The 21,843-nt window shown below is 69.3% G+C and carries 21 protein-coding genes; 16 read left to right on the forward strand and 5 right to left on the reverse strand.

The features are described 5' to 3' along the window. Nucleotides 1-31: 31 nt before the first annotated feature. From cobA to lipY, 4 genes are all read left to right on the forward strand, one after another. Entirely contained in the window at nt 32-1,258 is a 1,227-nt protein-coding gene (cobA, locus tag G6N66_RS07910; RefSeq protein WP_085236061.1) for a uroporphyrinogen-III C-methyltransferase, read from the forward strand. A gap of 22 nt (nt 1,259-1,280) precedes the next feature. After that, nucleotides 1,281-2,882: an MFS transporter gene (locus G6N66_RS07915; protein WP_085236059.1), complete on the forward strand. Its 1,602-nt coding sequence runs from the start codon at nt 1,281-1,283 to the stop codon at nt 2,880-2,882. A 98-nt stretch (nt 2,883-2,980) separates the two neighbouring features. Then, nucleotides 2,981-4,738 carry a proline--tRNA ligase gene (locus G6N66_RS07920; protein WP_085236057.1) on the forward strand — a complete coding sequence of 586 codons (1,758 nt, stop codon included), beginning with the start codon at nt 2,981-2,983 and terminating at the stop codon, nt 4,736-4,738. 61 nt (nt 4,739-4,799) lie between these two features. After that, nucleotides 4,800-6,374: a triacylglycerol lipase LipY gene (lipY, locus tag G6N66_RS07925; protein WP_179968261.1), complete on the forward strand. Its 1,575-nt coding sequence runs from the start codon at nt 4,800-4,802 to the stop codon at nt 6,372-6,374. Here the strand turns inward: lipY and G6N66_RS07930 are convergent. Together G6N66_RS07930 and G6N66_RS07935 are read right to left on the reverse strand one after the other, a co-directional pair. Beyond that, a complete protein-coding gene (locus G6N66_RS07930; protein ID WP_085236055.1) occupies nt 6,371-6,820 on the reverse strand; it encodes a ferritin-like domain-containing protein in 450 nt (149 codons plus the stop codon). The two genes, lipY and G6N66_RS07930, sit on opposite strands and share 4 nt — an antisense overlap. Beyond that, nucleotides 6,817-7,338, reverse strand: a complete 522-nt coding sequence (locus G6N66_RS07935) for a hypothetical protein (protein WP_085236246.1) — start codon at nt 7,336-7,338, stop codon at nt 6,817-6,819. Before G6N66_RS07935 ends, G6N66_RS07930 begins: the two co-directional genes overlap by 4 nt. Nucleotides 7,339-7,523: 185 nt before the next feature. On the opposite strand from G6N66_RS07935, the gene rimP reads away from it, so the two are divergent. From rimP to G6N66_RS07985, 10 genes are all read left to right on the forward strand, one after another. After that, nucleotides 7,524-8,063: a ribosome maturation factor RimP gene (gene rimP / locus G6N66_RS07940; RefSeq protein WP_085236054.1), complete on the forward strand. Its 540-nt coding sequence runs from the start codon at nt 7,524-7,526 to the stop codon at nt 8,061-8,063. Then, a complete protein-coding gene (gene nusA, locus G6N66_RS07945; protein WP_085236052.1) occupies nt 8,063-9,130 on the forward strand; it encodes a transcription termination factor NusA in 1,068 nt (355 codons plus the stop codon). The genes rimP and nusA overlap by 1 nt, the downstream gene beginning before the upstream one ends. 49 nt (nt 9,131-9,179) lie before the next feature. Then, nucleotides 9,180-9,518, forward strand: a complete 339-nt coding sequence (locus G6N66_RS07950) for a YlxR family protein (RefSeq protein WP_179968262.1) — start codon at nt 9,180-9,182, stop codon at nt 9,516-9,518. A gap of 76 nt (nt 9,519-9,594) precedes the next feature. Continuing rightward, a complete protein-coding gene (infB, locus tag G6N66_RS07955; RefSeq protein WP_085236050.1) occupies nt 9,595-12,351 on the forward strand; it encodes a translation initiation factor IF-2 in 2,757 nt (918 codons plus the stop codon). Nucleotides 12,352-12,364: 13 nt separating this feature from the next. Next, nucleotides 12,365-12,835, forward strand: coding sequence for a 30S ribosome-binding factor RbfA (rbfA, locus tag G6N66_RS07960; RefSeq protein ID WP_085236048.1), 471 nt, complete (start codon nt 12,365-12,367; stop codon nt 12,833-12,835). Beyond that, nucleotides 12,810-13,820 (forward strand): DHH family phosphoesterase, encoded by a 1,011-nt coding sequence (locus G6N66_RS07965; RefSeq protein ID WP_139825513.1) that lies wholly within the window; start codon nt 12,810-12,812, stop codon nt 13,818-13,820. The genes rbfA and G6N66_RS07965 overlap by 26 nt, the downstream gene beginning before the upstream one ends. Before the next feature lie 9 nt (nt 13,821-13,829). Continuing rightward, the gene (locus G6N66_RS07970; RefSeq protein WP_085236044.1) at nt 13,830-14,729 is read left to right on the forward strand and encodes a carbohydrate ABC transporter permease; all 900 of its coding nucleotides are present in this window, start codon (nt 13,830-13,832) and stop codon (nt 14,727-14,729) included. Further along, nucleotides 14,726-15,544: a carbohydrate ABC transporter permease gene (locus tag G6N66_RS07975; RefSeq protein ID WP_085236043.1), complete on the forward strand. Its 819-nt coding sequence runs from the start codon at nt 14,726-14,728 to the stop codon at nt 15,542-15,544. Before G6N66_RS07970 ends, G6N66_RS07975 begins: the two co-directional genes overlap by 4 nt. 50 nt (nt 15,545-15,594) lie before the next feature. Continuing rightward, nucleotides 15,595-16,836 (forward strand): ABC transporter substrate-binding protein, encoded by a 1,242-nt coding sequence (locus G6N66_RS07980; RefSeq protein ID WP_085236041.1) that lies wholly within the window; start codon nt 15,595-15,597, stop codon nt 16,834-16,836. Further along, nucleotides 16,829-17,917, forward strand: a complete 1,089-nt coding sequence (locus G6N66_RS07985; RefSeq protein WP_085236040.1) for an ABC transporter ATP-binding protein — start codon at nt 16,829-16,831, stop codon at nt 17,915-17,917. The genes G6N66_RS07980 and G6N66_RS07985 overlap by 8 nt, the downstream gene beginning before the upstream one ends. A 7-nt stretch (nt 17,918-17,924) precedes the next feature. Here G6N66_RS07985 and G6N66_RS07990 read toward each other — a convergent pair whose 3' ends face one another. Further along, complete coding sequence (locus tag G6N66_RS07990) at nt 17,925-18,674, reverse strand: enoyl-CoA hydratase (protein ID WP_085236038.1); 750 nt, start codon at nt 18,672-18,674, stop codon at nt 17,925-17,927. 61 nt (nt 18,675-18,735) lie between these two features. Here G6N66_RS07990 and G6N66_RS07995 point away from each other — a divergent pair, with 61 nt between their 5' ends. Next, a complete protein-coding gene (locus tag G6N66_RS07995) occupies nt 18,736-18,984 on the forward strand; it encodes a DUF2277 family protein (RefSeq protein ID WP_085236036.1) in 249 nt (82 codons plus the stop codon). Then, on the forward strand, nt 18,981-19,529 hold the full coding sequence (locus tag G6N66_RS08000) for a DUF1802 family protein (protein WP_085236034.1): 549 nt from the start codon (nt 18,981-18,983) through the stop codon (nt 19,527-19,529). The genes G6N66_RS07995 and G6N66_RS08000 overlap by 4 nt, the downstream gene beginning before the upstream one ends. On the opposite strand, the gene G6N66_RS08005 is transcribed toward G6N66_RS08000, so the two are convergent. Next, nucleotides 19,518-21,098, reverse strand: a complete 1,581-nt coding sequence (locus G6N66_RS08005) for a CocE/NonD family hydrolase (RefSeq protein ID WP_085236242.1) — start codon at nt 21,096-21,098, stop codon at nt 19,518-19,520. The genes G6N66_RS08000 and G6N66_RS08005 overlap by 12 nt on opposite strands. A 77-nt stretch (nt 21,099-21,175) precedes the next feature. Further along, nucleotides 21,176-21,757 carry a DUF3558 domain-containing protein gene (locus G6N66_RS08010; RefSeq protein WP_085236032.1) on the reverse strand — a complete coding sequence of 194 codons (582 nt, stop codon included), beginning with the start codon at nt 21,755-21,757 and terminating at the stop codon, nt 21,176-21,178. Nucleotides 21,758-21,843 lie beyond the last annotated feature (86 nt).

The raw sequence follows: 21,843 nt of genomic DNA on the forward strand, positions 1-21,843 counted from the left end.
CTAGGGCCACTAGGGCCACTAGGCTTGCCAGGTGACCGAGAACCCCTACCTCGTCGGGTTGCGGCTGACCGGACGAAAGGTCGTCGTGGTCGGCGGCGGCACGGTCGCGCAGCGTCGGTTACCCCTGCTGATCTCCAGCGGCGCCGACGTGCATGTCATCTCTCGCACCGCCACCCGGGCCGTCGAAGCGATGGACGGCATCACGCTGACGGTGCGGGAATACCGCGACGGCGACCTCGACGGGGCGTGGTACGCGATCGCGGCCACCAACGACGCCGACGTGAATGCCGCCGTCGTCGCCGAGGCGGACCGCCGCCGCATTTTCTGCGTCCGCGCCGACGTGGCCGTCGAGGGGAGCGCGGTGACCCCGGCGTCGTTCGCCTACGCCGGGCTGTCGGTGGGCGTGCTGGCCGGCGGTGAGCACCGGCGGTCGGCGGCGATCCGGTCGGCGATCCGCGAGGCGCTACAGCAAGGCCTCATCCCCACCGACAGCATCGACGAGATCCCCGGCGGGCCGGGGAAGGTGGCCCTGATCGGCGGCGGCCCCGGCGACCCCGAACTCATCACCGTCCGCGGCCGCCGCCTGCTGGCCCAGGCCGACGTCGTGGTGGCCGACCGGCTGGCGCCCCCCGAACTGCTCGCCGAGTTACCGCCACACGTGGAGGTCATCGACGCCGCCAAGATCCCGTACGGCCGGGCCATGGCGCAGGACGCGATCAACGACGTGATGATCGAACGGGCCCGATCCGGCCGCTTCGTGGTTCGCCTCAAGGGCGGGGACCCGTTCGTCTTCGCCCGCGGCTACGAAGAAGTGCTGGCATGCGCCGAGGCCGGAATCCCGGTGACCGTGGTGCCGGGTGTGACAAGTGCCATAGCGGTGCCCGCCGCGGCGGGCGTCCCGGTCACGCACCGGGCCGTAAATCACGAATTTGTGGTGGTCAGCGGCCATATGGCGCCCGACCACCCGGAATCGTTAGTGAATTGGAATGCTTTGGCCGCGATGGCGGGCACCATCGTTTTGCTGATGGCGGTCGAGCGCATCGAACTCTTCACGGAAGTGCTGATCAAAGGCGGCCGACCTGCGGATACGCCGGTGCTGGTGGTCCAGCACGGAACGACGGCCGCGCAGCACAGTTTGCGGGCCACCCTGGCCGACGCGCCGGAGAAAATCCGCGAAGAAGGAATCCGACCGCCCGCGATCATCGTGATCGGGCCCGTGGTGGGTCTGAGCGACGTGCGGCGATTAAAAGATTCCTAAGATTACTGTAAGGTAACTCGTTATGACGGCTCTCAGCGAAGCAGAGCGGGCGGCGCGGAATTTGACCCACAATTCCGCTGACGCCCGCCCCGATCGTCCAGCCCCGTCGCGTCCGACGCGCTCGGATAAGTCCGCCACAGCCACTACCAGCAGGTACTACCCCAGGTGGCTGCCGTCGTGGCGGTTCGTCGCCGCGGTCATCGCGATCGGCGGCATGCAGTTGATGGCGACGATGGACGGCACCATCGCGATCGTCGCGCTGCCCAAGATCCAGAACGAACTCGGCCTGTCCGACGCCGGCCGGAGCTGGGTGATCACCGCCTATGTGCTGACCTTCGGCGGGCTGATGCTGCTGGGTGGCCGCCTCGGGGACACCATCGGCCGAAAGCGCAGCTTCATCGTCGGTGTCGCGCTGTTCACCATTGCCTCCGCGCTGTGCGGCATCGCCTGGGACGACTTCTCCCTGGTCACAGCCAGGCTGCTGCAGGGCATCGCGGCCGCGATCGCCTCACCGAGCGGCCTGGCCCTGGTGGCCACCACCTTCCCCAAGGGCCCGTCGCGGAACGCGGCGATGGCGGTGTTCGCCGCGATGACCGGTGTCGGCTCCGTGATGGGCCTGGTCGTCGGCGGGGCGCTGACCGAGGTGTCGTGGCGGCTCGCGTTCCTGGTGAACGTGCCGATCGGGCTGGTGATGATCTACCTGGCCCGTACCACGCTGCGGGAAACCAACCGGCAGCGGATGAAGCTGGACGCGCTCGGAGCCGTGTTGGCGACGCTCGCCTGTACCGCGGCCGTATTCGCCTTCTCCATCGGGCCCGAGAAGGGCTGGATCTCGGTCATCACGATCGGTTCCGGTCTGGTGGCCCTGGTTGCCTTTGTCGCGTTCGCCGTCGTCGAGCGGACCGCCGAAAACCCCCTCGTGCCGTTCGAGCTGTTCCGCGACCGCAACCGGCTGGCCACCTTTGCGGCCATCTTCATGGCCGGCGGCGTGATGTTCACCCTGACCGTGCTGATCGGGCTGTACGTGCAGGACATCATGGGCTACAGCGCATTGCGCGCCGGTGTCTGCTTCATCCCGTTCGCCGTCGCGATGGGCATCGGCCTTGGGGCGTCCTCGCAGCTGGTGGCGTATTTCCCGCCGCGGGTGCTGGTGATCGGCGGCGGCACCCTGGTGGTCGCGGCCATGGTGTACGGCTCCACGATCAACGGCGGCATACCGTACTTCCCCAACCTGGTGCTGCCGCTGGTGCTCGGCGGCATCGGCATCGGCATGATCGTCGTTCCGCTGGGGTTGTCGGCGATCGCCGGCGTCGGTCTGGACCAGATCGGGCCGACATCGGCGATCTCGTTGATGCTGCAGAACCTGGGCGGTCCGATCGTGTTGGCCGGCATCCAGGCCGTCATCACCTCGCGCACGTTGTACCTGGGCGGCATCACCGGCCCGGTGAAGTACATGAACACGGCGCAGTTGCATGCGCTCGACCATGGCTACACCTACGGCCTGTTGTGGGTCGCGGGCTTCACCATCTGCGTCGGCGCGGTCTCTCTGCTCATCGGCTACACCGCCGCCCAAGTTGCCCACGCGCAGGAAGTCAAGGACGCCATCGACGCCGGCGAGCTGTAGCTCGGCAACCGGCCGTCACGCCAAAGTGGCAAGGACACCGCAGCGTTGCGCTGGCGTGGCGCCCGTCGCAAAGACCGACCACGTTAGGCTTGCGCGCTGTGATCACCCGGATGTCCCAGCTGTTCCTGCGCACGTTGCGTGACGACCCGGCCGACGCCGAGGTGCCCAGCCACAAACTCCTGATCCGGGCCGGCTACATCCGGCCCGTCGCGCCCGGCCTGTACAGCTGGCTGCCGCTGGGGCTGCGGGTGCTGCGCAACATCGAACGCGTGGTGCGCGAGGAAATGACCGCGATCGGCGGGCAGGAGATCCTGTTTCCCTCGCTGTTGCCACGCGCGCCCTACGAGACCACGAACCGCTGGACCGAGTACGGCGACAGCGTGTTTCGCTTAAAGGACCGCCGCGGCAACGACTACCTGCTGGGCCCGACCCACGAGGAGCTGTTCACCCTGACCGTCAAGGGCGAATACAGCTCCTACAAGGACTTCCCGCTGCTGCTCTTCCAGATCCAGAACAAATACCGCGACGAGGCCCGCCCGCGCGCCGGCATCCTGCGGGTGCGCGAGTTCGTGATGAAGGACTCCTATTCCTTCGACGTCGACGACGCCGGGCTCAAGGCCGCCTACCACGCGCACCGCGAGGCCTATCAGCGCATCCTCGAAAAGCTCAGGGTGCGCTACGTCATCGTCTCGGCGGTGTCGGGGGCGATGGGCGGCAGCGCCTCGGAGGAGTTTCTGGCCGAAAGCCCGGTCGGCGAAGACACTTTCGTGCGCTGCCTGGAATCCGGCTACGCGGCCAACGTCGAGGCCGTCGTCACCGCCCAACCTGAGCCGCCCCCGGCGGAAATAGTGGCCGGGCTGCCCGAGGCGGTGGTGCACGACACCGGCGACACGCCGACCATCGCCACCCTGGTGGACTGGGCCAACGCGGCGGGGCTGGGCCGCACCGTCACCGCCGCCGACACGCTGAAAAACGTGCTGCTCAAGGTCCGTCAGCCCGGCGGGGACTGGGAGCTGCTGGCGATCGGGCTGCCCGGCGACCGTGAGGTGGACGACAAGCGGCTGGGCGCGGCGCTGGAGCCGGCCGAATACGCGTTGCTCGACGACGCCGACTTCGCCAAATACCCGTTTCTGGTCAAGGGTTACATCGGGCCGAAGGCGTTGCGCGACAACGAGGTTCGCTATCTCCTCGACCCGCGGGTGGTCGACGGCACCAGCTGGATCACCGGGGCCGACAAGCAGGGTCAGCACGTTGTCGGGCTGGTGGCCGGGCGAGACTTCACCGCCGACGGCACCATCGAGGCCGCCGAGGTGCGCGACGGCGACCCCTCTCCCGACGGCGCCGGTCCGCTGGTGTCGGCCCGCGGCATCGAGGTCGCACACATCTTCCAACTCGGCCGCAAATACACCGACGCCTTCTCCGCCGACGTGCTCGGTGAGGACGGCAAGCCGGTGCGGCTGACCATGGGCTCCTACGGCCTGGGGGTGTCGCGACTGGTTGCGGTGATCGCCGAGCAGCACCACGACGAGCTGGGCCTGCGCTGGCCGCCGGCGGTCGCGCCGTTCGATGTGCACCTGGTCATCGCCAACAAGGACCCCGAGGCCCGCGCCGGTGCCACCGCCCTGGCCGCCGACCTGGATCGGCTGGGTGTCGAGGTGTTGCTCGACGACCGCACGGCCTCGCCGGGGGTCAAGTTCAAGGACGCCGAGCTGCTCGGCGTGCCGTGGATCGTCGTGGTGGGCCGGGGGTGGGCCGACGGCGTGGTCGAGTTGCGCGACCGGTTCGGCTCGGAGACGCGCGAGCTCGCCGTGGCCGACTCACTGGCAACCGAAATCACGGCGGCGCTCGCCGGATAGTTTCAGGACGGGCCGGCGCGGGCAATCGGGGTGCACTGATCGCGTTCAGAGGGGAGCAGCGATGAACTTCACAGTGTGGCCGCCCGAGGTCAATTCGGGCCTGTTGCTCGAGGGTCCGGGTTCGGCGCCCATGCTGGAAGCGGCGGCGGCCTGGGACGGCATCGGCAGCGAATTGAGCTCAGCGGCAAACGCATTCAACTCGGTGGTCTCCGACCTGACGGCCGAGGCCTGGCAGGGCCCGTCGGCGGCGGCGATGTCGAACGCCGTCACCCCGTACGTGGGCTGGCTGGGCAAGGCCGCCGCGCAGGCCGAACAGTCGGCGGCCCAGGCCCGCGCGGCCGCGTCCGCCTTCGAGGCCGCGCTGGCCACCGTCGTCGACCCCGCCTCGATCGCCACCAACCGCAACCAGCTGCTGGCGCTGGTGCGCGCCAACCTGTTTGGGCAGAACGCGCCCACGATCGCGGCCGTCGAGGCCGCCTACGAGCACATGTGGGCCCACGATGTCGCCGTGATGAGCGGCTATCACGCCGGGGCGTCGGCGACGGTGGCGCAGCTGGCGCAGTGGGAGCAGGACCTGGAGCACCTCGCCGGGCTATCCGGACCCACGACCGCGGCCAGCGTCAACGGCATCGCGAAAACCATCCTCACCGACATCGTCGGCACCGGGCCGTCGTTGCCGGTGCCGGCCACGCTGAATCCGGCCTTCGTCGGCGCGCCGTCGCTGCTGAACAGGTTCGAAGTCTCCGGGCTGTGGGGGGTCAAGGTCTTCGTCGAGCCCCTACTCTTCAATCAACTGGCCAACCCGCACTCCTTCTTTTTGCAGCTGGTCACCCAGCCCATCCCGCCGATCAAGCTGTTCCTCAGCAACACGCCGCCGAAGTTCTTGCCGCTGCTGTTCGGCGAAACCGTCCAGCACACCACCTACGACGGCATGAGCGTCGTGCAGATCACCCCGGCGCACCCCGACGGCAAGTACGTGGTCGCCATCCACGGCGGCGCGTTCATCTTCGGACCGTCGATCTTCCACTGGTTCAACTACGCCCACATGGCCGCGCAAACCGGCGCCACCATCGAGGTGCCGATCTACCCGCTGCTGCAGCAGGGCGGCACCGCCGGGGTGGTGGTCCCGCAAATGGCCGGCCTCATCGAATCCGAGATCGCCGCCCACGGCGCCAACAACGTCAGCGTGTACGGCGACTCCGCGGGCGGCAATCTCGCGCTGGCGGCCGCCGAATACCTGGTGGCCAACAACGAAACCGTCCCGGCGTCAATGGTTTTGCTGTCGCCCTGGCTGAACGTGGCGCTGACCAATCCCAACATCGGCTTCGTCCACGACCCCCTGCTTCCGGTCGGGCCCGGCCAGCTGATCGGCAAGGAGTGGGCGGGCAATCTTCCGGAGAACAACTATGAGGTGAGCCCGATCTTCGGGTCGCTGAACGGACTGCCGCCGACGACCGTCTACTCGGGTTCGCTGGATTCACTCGGACCCGACGTGGTGCTCCTCGACGAAAACGCCGCCACCCAGGGGGCCCCGTTCACCTTCGTGCTGCGCACCGGCGAGATCCACGACTGGATCCTGCTCAGCCCGGACGGCTTCGGCTACCTCCCGCAGATCGAGCACGAACTCGGGATCTAGTTTTCGTTCCCGCCCGGGAATGCCGTCGTGATGGGCCAGGCGCCCAGCGTCTTGTTCCAGCGGGCGGCCATGACGGCGCTCTGGGTCAGGGCCGTCGCGCCGAACGCGCGGTCGTCGGCGGTCTCGGCGTGCTCGATCACCGCCCGCCAGGCGGTCGCGCCGTCGTTCTCCATGCGCACCGCCAACCGCGCCGCGTCGGCCGGACTGCCCACCAGCATGGGCAGCTGGTAGCCCGCGGCCGCCACCGGGGGAGTGACCTTGCGGGCGGCCAGCATGGCGATGACGTCGTCGCGGCGTTGGCGATGCGTCAGCAGCGCCTCCACCACCAGGTCGTTGACGCTGGGCGGCGACAGCGCCGACACGATGCCGTAGCCGTAGATCGTCGAGTACTCGATCGCCAGCGCGTCGGTGAGCGCGGCGATGTCGGCGTCCTTGCCGGTGCTCATATCGACGGCCCCCCGGGGACCAGCGCGACCGTCTGCGACGCGGTGCACGACGCGGCGATCGACGCGAGCAGGCCCGCCCGATACCCCGACGTGGTGGCCACCAACCGACTGGCGCTCTCGGCCGACGCGCGCAACGCATCGATCACGTCGGAAACCGGCGGTGGCGGCGGCGGTGGGCCGGCCGCGGCGGTGGGGCTGGGAGTTTCGCTCGTCGAGGATGTCGCCTTGTTGGCCACCCGGGCGATCTCCGTGGACAGCGCGCGGGCATGGGCGGCGCGCTGCGTGGCGACGACGGTCAGCGCGGCCGCGATTTGCGGCGCCAGGCCGATGGCGGTGGCGGCCGCGGAGGCCAGGGCAGCGTCGCGTCGGGCCTGATCCAGGGGACCGAGCAGCTCCTCGGTCGCCGGCGGCTTGGGCGGTGACTGGCCGCAGGCGGACACGCCCAGCCCGAGTACAGCGAGAGCGGCACCACCAGCGAGCACACCCCGCCTGTTAAGGACAGGTACTGCGCTGGGCACGCCCACATCCTGCCAGGCACGCGTCAGCCGGACCGTGGCAGCCGACGTCACGGCCGATCACGGCGTTAATCGCGGTTCTGAGGCGTATCGTGGAGAGTCGGTTCTCGCGGAACGCGAGGGGGTACGTACCGGCGGGCACCAAAAGACGTTTTGCTGGCCGAACAACTCAAGATGAGGAGCTCGCCGTGACCACCGGGCTACCTACGCAGACGCAGGTGATCGAGCTACTCGGTGAAGAGTTCGCGCGCGCCGGCTACGAGATCGAAGACGTGGTCATCGACCCCCGGGCCCGTCCGCCCCGGATCACCGTGATCGCGGACGGTGACACCGCATTGGACCTGGACACCATCGCCACGCTGTCGCGCTCGGCGTCGACCCTGCTCGACGGCCTGGACAGTCACCCATATCTCCTCGAGGTGAGTTCGCCGGGCGTGGAGCGCCCGCTGACCAGCGAGAAGCACTTCCGCCGCGCCCGTGGCCGCAAGGTCGAGCTGTCGCTGGCGGACGGATCGCAGCTGACCGGCCGGGTAGGCCAGACGCGCGACGACGCCGTCGCGCTGGTGGTCCGCGACGGCCGGGACTGGGTTGTGCGCGATGTCCCGCTGGCCGGGATCGTGAAAGCTGTTGTGCAGGTTGAGTTTTCGCCGCCACCGCGAGCCGAGTTGGAACTGGCGGGGGTCTATGCGAAGCGAAGCGATCACAGCGATGAGGAGGAGCGGGGCTGATGAACATCGACATGGCCGCGCTGCATGCGATCGAGGTCGATCGGGGAATCTCGGTCAACGAGTTGCTCGAAACGATCAAATCGGCGCTGCTGACCGCCTACCGGCACACCCAGGGTCATCAGATGGACGCGCGGATCGAGATCGACCGCAAGACCGGCGTCGTCAAGGTAATGGCCCGCGAGGTCGACGAGGACGGCAACCTCATCAGCGAGTGGGATGACACTCCCGAGGGCTTCGGGCGGATCGCCGCCACCACCGCACGCCAGGTGATGCTGCAGCGGTTCCGCGACGCCGAGAACGAGCGCACCTACGGCGAGTTCTCCACCCGCGAGGGCGAGATCGTCGCGGGCGTCATCCAGCGCGACAGCCGGGCCAACGCCCGCGGGCTGGTCGTCGTCCGGATCGGCAGCGAGACCAAGGCGTCCGAGGGGGTCATCCCGGCCGCCGAGCAGGTGCCGGGCGAGAGCTACGAACACGGCAACCGGGTGCGCTGCTATGTGGTTGGCGTGACCCGCGGATCCCGTGAGCCGCTGATCACGTTGTCGCGCACCCACCCCAACCTGGTGCGCAAGCTGTTCTCGCTGGAGGTGCCCGAGATCGCCGACGGGTCGGTGGAAATCGTGGCGGTGGCCCGGGAGGCGGGGCATAGGTCCAAGATCGCGGTGCGGTCCAACGTGCCCGGACTGAACGCCAAGGGCGCCTGCATCGGCCCGATGGGGCAGCGGGTGCGCAACGTGATGAGCGAGTTGTCCGGGGAGAAGATCGACATCATCGACTACGACGAGGACCCGGCCCGGTTCGTCGGCAACGCGCTCTCGCCGGCCAAGGTGGTCTCGGTGTCGGTGATCGATCCGGTCGGCCGGGCCGCGCGCGTGGTGGTGCCCGACTTCCAGCTGTCGCTGGCCATCGGCAAGGAGGGCCAGAACGCGCGGCTGGCCGCCCGGCTCACCGGCTGGCGGATCGACATCCGCGGCGACGCGGCGCCGGGTGCGCCCGCCGGTTCGGACGTGCACTCGGAGCACCAGCCCGAACACGGCGCCAGCCACGGGATGGCGCACGACCACTAGGCAGGCGCGGGCGATTCTGACCGTCGCGCAAGTGACGCTAGACTGAGCCGTGATCCAGCGCGAACCTTCGGTCCCGGTGCGCACGTGCGTCGGATGCCGGAAGCGAGAGCTGGCCGTCGAACTGCTTCGAGTGGTGGCTGTGTCGAACGGGAACGGCGAATTCGCCGCGGTCGTTGACACAGCGCGTAGTTTGCCGGGGCGGGGTGCCTGGTTGCACCCCACACCGCAGTGCTTACAGCAGGCGATTCGGCGGCGAGCTTTCACCAGAGCGCTGCGCATCACCGGTTCACCGGACACCTCCGCGGTGGTCGAGCACTTTCGAGCGCTCGAAGCACCCGGCAACAGAACAGGTAGCGAAGAACATGAGCACACCGTGAAGTCGCGATGACTCCCACCCCCATGCGTTACAGCTAATTCCGAGGCGCGGCCGGCCCACGACTGTCGCCTCTTAGACAGGAGAAGTAGTGGCAGGTAAGGCCCGCGTACACGAGTTAGCCAAGGAACTCGGTGTTACCAGCAAGGAAGTTCTCGCCCGGCTGAATGAACAGGGCGAATTCGTCAAGTCCGCATCCTCGACGGTAGAGGCGCCCGTTGCTCGCCGGCTGCGCGAATCGTTCGGCGGCAGCAAACCGGCCCCCGACAAGGCCGCTGCGGGCCCGACCAAAACCGCCGACAAGGCCGCACAGGGCCTGGAGAAGGCCCTCGACAGCGCGATCCCCAAGGCAGCCGGCAACGGCGAGGCGGCCGGCGCGCAGGCCAAGACCGACAACGGCGCCGTCGCGGCGGCCCCGCAGGCGCCCACGCCCGCGCCCCGACGCCCGGCGCCCGGCCCGGGACAACCGCCCGCGCAGGCGGCACCCCCGGCCGGCCCTCCCGGGGCGACTCCCGGCCCCCGTCCTGGACCTCCCGGGCCGAGGCCGACCCCAGGCGCGCGTCCCCCGCGCGTGGGCAACAACCCGTTCTCGTCGGCGCAGCCCGTCGACCGTCCGATCCCGCGCCCGGTGCCCCGACCCGGGGCCGCCCGGCCGGGCGCGCCCCGTCCGGGCGCCTCGCCCGGCAGCATGCCGCCCCGCCCGGGCGGCGGCGCCGGCGGGCCCGCCCGCACCGGCGCCCCGCGACCCGGCGCGGGCCGCCCCGGCGGCGGCCGTCCCGGTGGGCCCGGCGGCCGCGACGGCGGCGGCGGTAACTACCGCGGCGGCGGCGGCGTCGGCGCGCCGCCCGGCGCCGGTGGCGGCGGCTTCCGCGGGCGGCCCGGCGGCGGCGGCCCCGGCGGCGGCGGCGGTCGTCCCGGCCAGCGCGGCGGTGCGGCCGGCGCGTTCGGCCGTCCCGGCGGCGCGCCGCGGCGCGGCCGCAAGTCCAAGCGGGCGAAACGCGCCGAGTACGAGAACATGCAGGCGCCCGTCGTCGGCGGCGTGCGGTTGCCGCACGGCAACGGCGAAACCATCCGGCTGGCCCGCGGCGCGTCGCTCTCCGACTTCGCCGAGAAGATCGACGCCAACCCGGCCGCGCTGGTGCAGGCGCTGTTCAACCTCGGCGAGATGGTGACCGCCACGCAGTCGGTCGGCGACGAGACGCTCGAGCTGCTGGGCAGCGAGATGAACTACGTCGTGCAGGTCGTCAGCCCCGAGGACGAGGACCGCGAACTACTGGAATCCTTCGACCTCACCTACGGCGAGGACGAGGGCGGCGAGGAAGACCTGCAGACCCGCCCGCCGGTGGTGACCGTCATGGGCCACGTCGACCACGGCAAGACGCGACTGCTGGACACCATCCGCAACGCCACCGTGCGCGAGGGCGAGGCCGGTGGCATCACCCAGCACATCGGCGCCTACCAGGTGACCGTCGACCTCGACGGCGACGAGCGGCCGATCACCTTCATCGACACCCCGGGTCACGAGGCGTTCACCGCCATGCGTGCCCGCGGCGCCAAGGCCACCGACATCGCGGTCCTGGTGGTCGCGGCCGACGACGGCGTGATGCCGCAGACGGTGGAGGCCATCAACCACGCGCAGGCCGCCGACGTGCCGATCGTGGTGGCGGTCAACAAGATCGATAAGGAGGGCGCCGACCCGGCCAAGATCCGCGGCCAGCTCACCGAATACGGTTTGGTGGCAGAGGATTTCGGCGGCGACACCATGTTCGTCGACATCTCCGCCAAGCAGGGCACCAACATCGAGGCGTTGCTCGAGGCGGTCGTGCTGACGGCCGACGCGGCCCTGGACCTGCGGGCCAACCCCGACATGGAGGCCCAGGGTGTGGCGATCGAGGCGCACCTGGACCGCGGTCGCGGCCCGGTGGCCACCGTGCTGATTCAGCGCGGCACGCTGCGCGTCGGCGACTCGGTGGTGGCCGGCGACGCGTACGGCCGGGTCCGCCGGATGGTCGACGAGCACGGCGAGGACATCGAGGCGGCGCTGCCGTCGCGGCCGGTGCAGGTCATCGGGTTCACCTCGGTGCCCGGCGCGGGTGACAACTTCCTGGTCGTCGACGAGGACCGCATCGCCCGCCAGATCGCCGACCGGCGCAGCGCGCGCAAGCGCAACGCCCTGGCCGCGCGCAGCCGCAAGCGGATCAGCCTGGAGGACCTGGACTCGGCGCTGAAGGAAACCAGCCAGCTGAACCTGATCCTCAAGGGCGACAACGCCGGTACCGTCGAGGCGCTGGAGGAGGCCCTGATGGGCATCCAGGTCGACGACGAGGTGGCGCTGCGCGTCATCGACCGCGGCGTCGGTGGCATCACCGAGACCAACGTCAACCTGGCGTCGGCGTCGGACGCGATCATCATCGGCTTCAACGTGCGCGCCGAGGGTAAGGCGACCGAGCTGGCCAACCGCGAGGGCGTGGAGATCCGCTACTACTCGGTCATCTACCAGGCCATCGACGAGATCGAGAAGGCCCTGCGCGGCATGCTCAAGCCGATCTACGAGGAGAAGCAGCTCGGCAGCGCCGAGATCCGGGCGATCTTCCGGTCCTCCAAGGTGGGCATCATCGCGGGCTGCATCATCACCTCCGGTGTGGTGCGCCGCAACGCGAAGGCCCGCCTGCTGCGGGACAACATCGTGGTCACCGACAACCTGACCATCAACTCGCTGCGCCGGGAAAAGGACGACGTGACCGAGGTCCGCGAGGGCTTCGAGTGCGGTATGACTCTCGGCTACTCCGACATCAAGGAAGGCGACATCATCGAGTCCTACGAGCTGGTCCAAAAGGAGCGCACGTAGATGGCCGACTTGGATGGTTGATCACGCTCGGGCGCGGCGGCTGGAAAAGCGGATCGCCGCGATCGTCGCCTCTGCGATCGAGCGGGAGATCAAGGACCCGCGGCTGGCCGGCGTGACCATCGTCGACGCCAAAGTGACAGCCGACCTTCACGACGCTACGGTCTATTACACCGTGATGGGACCGACGCTGAACGACGAGCCGGACTTCGCCGGCGCCGCAGCCGCGCTGGACCGGGCCAAGGGTACGTTGCGCACCAAGGTCGGCGCGGGCACCGGTGTGCGCTTCACCCCGACGCTGGCGTTCAGCCGGGACACGACGTCGGATAGCGTGGCGCGGATGGACGAGCTGTTGGCCCGCGCCCGTGCCGCGGACGCCGACGTGGCGCGGGTCCGGGCGGGCGCCAAGCCGGCGGGGGAGGCCGACCCATACCGTGACCGGGGAACGGAAGCCGACGCCGGTGACGACCATCGATCCGAAAACTGAGCCGCGCCTGGCGGGGACGCCGGGACTATCCGTGGACGCCGCCGGTGCCGCTGAATTGCTTTCGGCCGCAACGACTATCGCGGTGATCTGTCACGTCCATCCCGATGCCGACACCGTCGGCGCGGGGCTGGCGCTGGGCATCGTGCTCGACCGTCGCGGCAAACAGGTTGAGGTCAGCTTCGCCGCACCCGCCGCGTTGCCGGAATCGTTGCGGTCGCTGCCGGGCTGCGACCTGCTGATCGGTCCCGACGACATCCGCCGTGACGTCGATCTGGTGGTGACCGTCGACGTGCCGAGCCGCAAACGGCTCGGCGCGCTGGGCGACTTGGCCGGTCCGGGCCAGCAGTTGCTGGTGATCGACCACCACGCCTCCAACGACCTGTTCGGCACTGCGAATTTCGTGGACACGGCGGCCGATTCGACCACGATGATGGTGGCCGACCTGCTTGACGCGTGGGGGATTCCCATCGACCCCGATGTCGCGCACTGCATCTACGCCGGGCTGACGACCGACACCGGATCGTTCCGCTGGGCCAGCGCCCGCGCCCTGCGCCTGGCGGCGCGACTGGTCGACATCGGGGTGGACAACGGCGCGGTCAGCCGGACGTTGATGGATACGCATCCGTTCGCCTGGTTGCCGATGCTGTCCAGGGTGCTGGGGTCGGCGCGGCTGCTGCCCGACGCTGCCGGTGGCCGCGGCCTGGTCTACGCGGTCGTCAACCATCAGGAGTTTTTGGGCGCGCGCTCGGAGGAAGTCGAAAGCATCGTCGACATCGTTCGCACCACGCAGCAGGCCGAGGTGGCGGCGGTGTTCAAAGAGGTTGAGCCGCAACAGTGGTCGGTGTCGATGCGCGCCAAGAAGGACGTGGATCTCGCCGCTGTCGCGTCGGCGTTCGGCGGCGGCGGCCACCGGTTGGCCGCCGGCTATTCCACGTCGGGGTTGATCGAAGACGCTGTGGCGTCCCTGCGCGCGGCGCTTGGCTGACTCGCGCCGGTGAGCACGACGCGGCGGGTACGGCAGCGTCCCTGGCGTGATTACGCCCTGTTCGTCGTCCTGGTGGGCCCGAACCTGGCGTTGTTGCTGCTGTTCATCTATCGCCCGCTGGCGGACAACATCCGGCTGTCGTTTTTCGACTGGAACATCTCCGACCGCAGCGCGCAGTTCATCGGGTTGTCGAATTACGCCGAATGGTTCACCCGCACCGACACCCGCCAGATCGTGCTCAACACGGTGGTGTTCACCGTGGCGGCTGTCGTCGGTTCGATGGTGCTGGGGTTGGTGCTGGCCATGCTGCTCGATCAACCGTTGCGCGGACGAAACCTGGTGCGCTCCACCGTGTTTGCGCCGTTCGTGATTTCCGGCGCCGCGGTTGGCCTGGCGGCGCAGTTCGTCTTCGACCCGCATTTCGGTCTGGTGCAAGACCTGTTGCACCGCATCGGTATTGGTGTGCCCGACTTCTACCAGGACCCGCACTGGGCGATGTTCATGGTGACGGTGACCTACATCTGGAAGAACCTCGGCTACACGTTCGTCATCTATCTGGCCGCGCTGCAAGGTGTACGCCGAGACCTGTTGGAGGCGGCCGAGATCGACGGCGCCAGCCGATGGTCCACCTTTCGCCGGGTGCTGTTTCCGCAGCTGCGCCCGACGACGTTCTTCCTGTCGATCACCGTGCTGATCAACTCGCTGCAGGTCTTCGACGTCATCAACGTCATGACCCGCGGCGGGCCGATGGGCACCGGCACCACGACCATGGTCTACCAGGTGTATCTGGAGACCTTCCGCAACTTCCGGGCCGGCTACGGCGCCGCCGTCGCCACCATCATGTTCCTGGTGCTGCTGGCCATCACGTACTACCAGACGCGGGTCATGGACAAGGAGCTGCGCCAATGAAGGCCGCGCGGCTGCTGGGCTATGCGGCGATGGCGGTGGTCGTGCTGCTGATCGCGGGGCCGCTGCTGTTCGTGGTGTTCACCTCGTTCAAGGAGCAGCCCGACGTCTATTCGCAGCCGACCACCTGGTGGCCGCCGCACTGGCATCCGCAGAACTACGCGACCGCCACCCGGCAGATCCCGTTCTGGACGTACCTGCGTAACTCGGTGATCCTCACGTCGGCGCTGGCCTCGGTCAAGTTCGTGCTCGGTGTGCTCAGCGCGTTCGGCCTGGTGTTCGTGGAATTCCCCGGCAAGACGGCGGTGTTTTTGGGGATCATCGCGGCGCTGATGGTGCCCAACCAGATCACGGTGATTTCCAACTACGCGTTGATCTCGCAACTCGGCCTGCGCAACACCTTCCCGGGCATCATCCTGCCGCTGGCCGGTGTCGCGTTCGGAACCTTCTTGATGCGCAACCACTTTCTCTCTCTGCCCGCCGAAGTGATCGAGGCGGCCCGGATGGACGGCGCGCGGTGGTGGCAGTTGTTGCTGCGCGTGGTGTTGCCGATGTCGGGGCCGACGATGGTGGCGTTCGGTGTCATCACGGTGGTCAACGAGTGGAACGAATACCTGTGGCCGTTCCTGATGTCCGACGACGAAGCGGTGGCGCCGCTGCCGGTGGGCCTGACCTTCCTGCAGCAGGCCGAGGGCCTGACGAACTGGGGTCCGGTGATGGCGGTGACGCTGCTGGCGATGCTGCCCATCCTGCTCATCTTCATCGGCCTGCAACGGCAGATGATCAAGGGCCTGACGTCGGGCGCGGTGAAAGGTTGAACCGCCGGACCTTCCTCTTGTCAGCCGCCGCCGCCGCGGGTTGCGCCGGGATGGGCGGCGGCGTCTCGATCAAGTCCGGCCCGGGGCCGATCGCGTTCTGGTCCAATCACCCCGGGCAGTCCACCGCCGTGGAAAAGGAGCTCATCGCCCGCTTCACTAGCGAATTCCCGGCGGCGTCGGTCAAGCTGATCGACGCCGGCAAGGACTACGACGAAGTGGCGCAAAAGTTCAACGCGGCGCTGATCGGCACCGACGTGCCCGATGTCGTTGTGCTGGACGACATTTGGTGGTTTCACTTCGCGCTGTCCGGCGCCATCGCCCCGCTGGACGACCTGTTCGCCCAGGCCGGGGTGGACGCGGGCGACTACGTCGACTCGCTGCTGGCCGACTACGAATTCGACGGCCGGCACTACGCGTTGCCCTACGCGCGCTCGACGCCGCTGTTCTACTACAACAAGCCGTTGTGGGACGCGGCCGGCCTGCCGGATCGCGGGCCGCTGTCCTGGCAGGAGTTCGACGACTGGGGCCCGCGGCTGCAGCGCGTGGTCGGCGACCGCAGATCGGCCCACGGCTGGGCCAACGCCCAATCGATCTCCTGGACATTCGAGGGACCGAACTGGGCGTTCGGCGGCGCCTACTCCGACAAGTGGCGCTTGACGTTCACCGAACCCGCCACCGTCGCGGCGGGCAACTTCCTGCGGGATTCGGTCCATGCCAAGGGTTACGCCGTCATCTCGAACGACACGGCCAACGAGTTCGCCACCGGCATCCTGGCCTCGACGATCGCGTCGACGGGCGCCCTGGTCGGCATCACCCACGCCGCCAGGTTCGACTTCGGTGTCGCGCCGCTGCCCGTCGGTCCCGCGGGCGCGCCCGCCTGCCCGACGGGCGGGGCGGGGCTGGCGATTCCCGCCAAGCTCTCCGACGAGCGAAAGCTCAACGCGCTCAAGTTCATCGCGTTCGTCACCAGCCCGGCCAGCACCGCGTATTTCAGCCAACGCACCGGATACCTCGCGGTGCGGAAGTCCGTCGCGGGTGATCCGACCCAACAGCGCTATCTCGCCGAGAACCCGCGCGCTCGGGTGGCGATCGACCAGCTGCCGCATACCCGTCCGCAGGACTACGCGCGCGTCTTCCTGCCGGGCGCCGACCGCATCATCGCCACCGGGCTGGAATCCATCGGCCTGAAGGGATCCGACGTGAAATCCACCTTCACCGACATCAACCACCAGCTGCAGGTCGTCCTCGACCGCCAGATCAAGCGAAAGCTGCCGGGTATGCAGCATGGCTGAAGTCCGCTATTCCGGTGTCACCCACCGCTATCCGGGCGCCGAGGCGCCCGCCGTCGACAACCTGGACCTCGAGATCGCCGACGGCGAATTCCTGGTGCTGGTCGGCCCGTCGGGCTGCGGCAAGTCCACCACGCTGCGCATGCTCGCCGGGCTGGAAACCGTTGAGTCGGGCCGTATCACGATCGGTGACGCCGATGTCACGCACCTGCCGCCGCGGGCCCGCGACGTGGCGATGGTGTTCCAGAACTACGCGCTGTACCCCAACATGACGGTGGCGCAGAACATGGGATTCGCGCTGCGCAACCACGGCGTGTCCCGCGCCGAGACCCGTCGCCGCGTGCGCGAGGTGGCCGACATGCTGGAACTGACCGAACTGCTGGACCGCAAGCCGTCCAAGCTCTCCGGTGGGCAGCGGCAACGGGTGGCGATGGGACGGGCGATCGTGCGGCGGCCCCAGGTGTTCTGCATGGACGAGCCGTTGTCGAATCTGGACGCCAAGCTGCGGGTGAGCACCCGCTCGCAGATCTCGGGATTGCAGCGACGGCTGGGCACCACCACCGTCTACGTCACCCACGACCAAGTCGAGGCGATGACCATGGGTGACCGGGTCGCCGTGCTCAAAGATGGTGTGCTGCAACAGGTCAACAGCCCCCGGGCACTCTACGACGATCCCGTCAACACGTTCGTCGCCACCTTCATCGGGGCGCCGGCGATGAACCTCATCGACGCCGCCGTGACCGACGGCATCCTGACCGCACCGAATCTGGCGATCCCGGTCCCGCGCTCGGCGGCGCAGAGCCGGCGGGTGCTCATCGGCGTTCGGCCGGAGTCCTGGGATGTGGCGCCCGCGGGCGCTCCGGGAGCGCTGCCCGTCCAGGTCGAGCTGGTCGAGGAGCTGGGCTTCGAATCATTCGTCTACGCAACGCCAATCAGCCAGCAGGGGTGGTCGTCAAGCGCCCAGCGCATCGTGTTCCGCACCGACCGGCGCACCGCGGTGGCGATCGGGGATTCGTTGTCGATCGTGCCGCACCCGCAGGAGGTCTGCTTCTTCGACCACGCGACCGAGACCCGGATTCGCTGAGCCGCGCCTACCGTACCTGCGAACGGCCGCGCGCCAGCACCGCCTCGCGGTTGGCCGCGATGTCGTCGCCGCTGGTCCGAAACTGCCTGGCCGCCATGGCTTCCAGCCACAGTCCCTCGCTGGTCTGCGATTCGTCGATGCGGTGATACGACGCCAACAGCGCCCGCACCGCGTTCTGGTTGTTGCCGACAATCGACGCCGCCACACTGCGCGCCGTCGGCAGCAACGCCTCGTGCGGCACCACCTCGGTGACCAGGCCGGCCCGCAGCGCGTCGGCGGCCGACAGGTAGTCGCCGGTGAGGCTCATCCGCCGGGCGATGCCGATCCCCACCTTCTGCGGCAGCCGCACGGACAGACCCCAGGTGGGCAGCAGGCCGACCCGGGCATGGGTGTCGGCGAAGCGCGCCTGCTCCGAGGCGATCACGACGTCGCAATAGAGCACCAGCTCCAGCCCGCCGGTGACCGCGGCCCCGTTGATCGCGCCGATCACCGGCTTGGTCATCGACGGCCAGCGCGGCGAGATGTCCGGCAGCGCCGACTGCCCGCCCAGCTCCTTGAGGTCCAGCCCCGCGCAGAACACCGGATCCGCGCCGGTGAGGATCACGACGTCGACGTCGTCGTCGGCCTCGGCGTCGGCCAGGGCCCCGAAAAATTGGTCGCGCAGGGCCGTCGACAGCGCATTGCGAGACTGCGGCCGGTTCAGCGTCAGGGTGCGCACCCGCTCGGTGGTTTCGATCAGCAGGATGTTGTCGCTCATGGCTTTCACCGTAGAGACGGCCGCAGAGCAAGGCGCCCGCGGCCGCCCTATCGTGGTAACCATGTGCTGTAACATCACCGAACTCCGCGGGCTGCAGCCCGCCGCGACGGCCGAAGAGATCGCGGCCGCCGCGCGTCAGTACGTGCGTAAGGTCAGCGGCATCACGCACCCGTCGGCCGCCAACGAAGAGGCGTTCGAGGCCGCCGTCGCCGAGGTCACCGCGACCACGACGCGACTGCTGGGCAGCCTGCCGCCGCGGCGCCAGCCGCCGAAGACGGTGCCGCCGCTGCGGCGACTGGCCGCGGGATGACATACCCCGCGCTCAAGGAGTGGAGCGCGGTGGTGCATGCGCTGCTCGACGGTCGCCAGCGGGTGCTGCTGCGCAAGGGCGGGATCGGGGAGAAGCGCTTCGAGCTGGCGGCCGGGGAATTTCTGCTGTTCCCGACGGTCGCGCACAGCCACGCCGAGCGGGTCCGGCCCGAACACCGCGACCTGCTCGACGCGGCCTCCGCCGACAGCGACGACGAGCACCTCACGGTGCGGGCCGCCGCGAAAGTCGTTGCCGCACTTCCGGTTAACCGCCCGGACAACCTAAGCGAGATCGAGGATTTGCACATCTGGACCACCGACTCGGTGCGCGCCGACCGGCTCGACTTCCGGCCCAAGCACAAGCTCGCCGTGCTGGTCGTGCAGGCGATCCCGTTGGTCGAGCCGGTGCGCCTGGCGCGCGACCGAAAGTACGCGGGCTGCACCAGCTGGGTGCAGCTGCCCGTGCGCCCCGCGCTGGCCGCACCGGTGCACCACGACCCGGCACTGGCCGACGTCGCGGCCCGGGTCCGCGACTCAGTCGGTTAACGGCCCCCCGACGGGCAGCACCAGCCGGGAACTTCCGAAATGCACGCGGTGCGTCGCCGGCTTCAGCTGCCGGGCGGTGAGCACCGGTTCGTCGGTGCCGAGGTTGCGCGCGTAGCGGGGGAACCAGCCGCCGGCGATCAGGACGCGGATGCGGGTCCCTGCCGCGAAGCGATGCGCGGTGCCGTCGAGTTCGATGCTGACCGCTTCCTGCCCGGCGTCGAGGCGCCGGTAGGACTCGCTGACGTTGCGGGATCGGCCGCGGGCGTCGACCTCGCTGACCCGGACGAACAGGTCGGCGTGGGGATTGTCCGAGGTGTGCGCCAGCTCGATGACCGGGTTTCCGTACACGTACAGATCGCGGTCGAGGGGGTCGCCGGTGAAGTCGAGCACGTCGGCCCGTCGGGCCAGCCGGCTGTCGTCGGCGTAGCCGCCTTCGGTGGACAGCAGCGGACCGCCGGTGGTGGGCGTCGGGTCGGCGGGGTCATAGCGGAATGTCGCCGGGGCGACCCCCGGCTCGGGTGCGTTCTCGCCCAGCCGGCCGCCGGGCTGCAGGTAGAGCGAATGATCGGTGGTGGCGGGCGGCCAGTCGGGCAGATGGCGCCAGCCGTGGTGGTTGACGAAGACGTTGACCCGGCCGGGCCGCCGCGGCGGCGCGCCGCCCAGGTGGGCGCCCAGCCAGTCCAGGGTTTGCCGGACGCCGGTGGCCAGCGCCTTGGTGAGCAGGTCGGTGTGCGTCCACGGGCCCATGGTCAGGGCGACGTCGACGCCCCGGTCCCGCAGGTGCCGGTATTGCTGCAGCGTCTGGCGCAGGAAGATGTCCTGCCAGCCGCCCAGCAGCAACACCGGCACCGACGCGCGGTCCAGAGCGGCGGGGTGGCGCATCCGATCCCAGAACGGGTCGCCGTCGCCGCCGTGCGCTGCCCAGGACTCGAACCACGGCGCGCCCGCCCCGAGCAGCGCCCGGGCGCCGCCGCCCAACGGCACTTCGGCCGCCGCGCGCGCCACCATCCGGGCGATGCGCGTCTGACGGATCACGCCGCGCAGCTTCGGCTCCTCTTGGCGGGCGACCATGTCGCTCCAGCCCAGGAAGTCGCCGACGGCGAACGCTCCGGTGCCCCACACCGAGGCCAGCATGTCGTGCGGGCCCGCGGTGATCACCGCCGCGGCCAGCTCCGGCGGCGGATCGGACAGCAGCGCCCACTGGGTGAATCCCAAGTACGACACCCCGATGGTGGCGAACCGGCCGGTGAACCAGGGCTGCTGACGCAGCCACGCCGCGGTGTCGGCGCCGTCCGCGGCCTCGTTGGCCATCGGCTCGAACTCGCCGCCCGACCCGAAGGTTCCGCGCACGCTTTGCAGCACCACGTGGTAGCCGCGGTCGGCGTAGAGCCGGGCGAAGATCAGCGCGAACGGAAACCCGCGCCCGTAGGGCGCGCGGACCAGCACGGTGCCGGCCGGTCGCGAGGTCACCGGCGCGTAGTGATCGGCCACCAGCTCGACGCCGTCGCGCATCGGGACGCGGACTGCGTTCACCGTGTAGCGCGTGGTGGGCCGCGGCAGCCCCAGCATCCGGCCGAGGGCTCGTCCCGCCAGGTGGCCGCCGAACCTGCTGCGCAGCCGTTGCTCCGCCGGGTGAATGGCCGTCACTAGAGCTTGTAGTACGGCAGTAGGTCGTTGGCCCGCTGCAGGTTGGTGGCCATGCAGTCGACTTCGGGGTTGGAGTAGACCGTCGAGTAGAACAGCGCCTGCTGGATCAGGCCGTAGCTGGTCTTGAACGCCACCATGCAGGACTGGAACCAGAAGCTGTTGTGGTAGGTCGGCTTCATCACCCAGTACTGGGCGGCGCGGTGCCCGCCGATATCGGTCTCGACGGCGTCGGGCGGCAGGCTGGCCGCGTAGGTGCGCCAGACGATCGGCTCGACGGCCAGCTGATAGTTGCCCGCGTCGAAGTGGCAGCGCAGGCCCTCCTCGTGCTCGGGCGGGGTGAACGCCAGGCCGAGGCGCTGCAGCACGTCGAAGGGGATGTCCTCGCACGCGTCGAACGGCCGCGGGTCGGTGGTGGCCACGATCGGGCTTTTCATCGTCGTTTCCGGCGCCAGCGGCAGGGCGGTCGATCGCAGCTGAACGGTCCCGCCCCCGGCCGGCGCGCCGCGCGCGCCCAGCGTCCCGCCGATGACCGCGGTGAGCAGCGCGCAGAACGCTCCGATCAGGCGCAACCTGGTCACCATGTACGCCCCCTGCCCGTGACAAAACAAGCGGTTCCCTGCCCGGACTATACAAGTCGGGTGGCCGGCGTCACAGCCAAAGCTGGAAC

This window comes from Mycobacterium conspicuum, assembly GCF_010730195.1.
GTDB lineage: Bacteria > Actinomycetota > Actinomycetes > Mycobacteriales > Mycobacteriaceae > Mycobacterium > Mycobacterium conspicuum.

Bases quoted from the DNA above. Each gene is read 5' to 3' on its own strand.
- nusA (WP_085236052.1), top strand. From the start codon at position 8,063: ATGAACATCGACATGGCCGCGCTGCATGCGATCGAGGTCGATCGGGGA.
- G6N66_RS08010 (WP_085236032.1), bottom strand. From the start codon at position 21,757: ATGGTGACCAGGTTGCGCCTGATCGGAGCGTTCTGCGCGCTGCTCACC.
- G6N66_RS07995 (WP_085236036.1), top strand. From the start codon at position 18,736: ATGTGCTGTAACATCACCGAACTCCGCGGGCTGCAGCCCGCCGCGACG.
- G6N66_RS07915 (WP_085236059.1), top strand. From the start codon at position 1,281: ATGACGGCTCTCAGCGAAGCAGAGCGGGCGGCGCGGAATTTGACCCAC.
- G6N66_RS07980 (WP_085236041.1), top strand. From the start codon at position 15,595: ATGGGCGGCGGCGTCTCGATCAAGTCCGGCCCGGGGCCGATCGCGTTC.
- lipY (WP_179968261.1), top strand. From the start codon at position 4,800: ATGAACTTCACAGTGTGGCCGCCCGAGGTCAATTCGGGCCTGTTGCTC.
- G6N66_RS07990 (WP_085236038.1), bottom strand. From the start codon at position 18,674: ATGAGCGACAACATCCTGCTGATCGAAACCACCGAGCGGGTGCGCACC.
- G6N66_RS07930 (WP_085236055.1), bottom strand. From the start codon at position 6,820: ATGAGCACCGGCAAGGACGCCGACATCGCCGCGCTCACCGACGCGCTG.
- G6N66_RS07985 (WP_085236040.1), top strand. From the start codon at position 16,829: ATGGCTGAAGTCCGCTATTCCGGTGTCACCCACCGCTATCCGGGCGCC.
- G6N66_RS08000 (WP_085236034.1), top strand. From the start codon at position 18,981: ATGACATACCCCGCGCTCAAGGAGTGGAGCGCGGTGGTGCATGCGCTG.
- G6N66_RS07975 (WP_085236043.1), top strand. From the start codon at position 14,726: ATGAAGGCCGCGCGGCTGCTGGGCTATGCGGCGATGGCGGTGGTCGTG.
- rbfA (WP_085236048.1), top strand. From the start codon at position 12,365: ATGGTTGATCACGCTCGGGCGCGGCGGCTGGAAAAGCGGATCGCCGCG.
- G6N66_RS08005 (WP_085236242.1), bottom strand. From the start codon at position 21,098: ATGCTGGGGCTGCCGCGGCCCACCACGCGCTACACGGTGAACGCAGTC.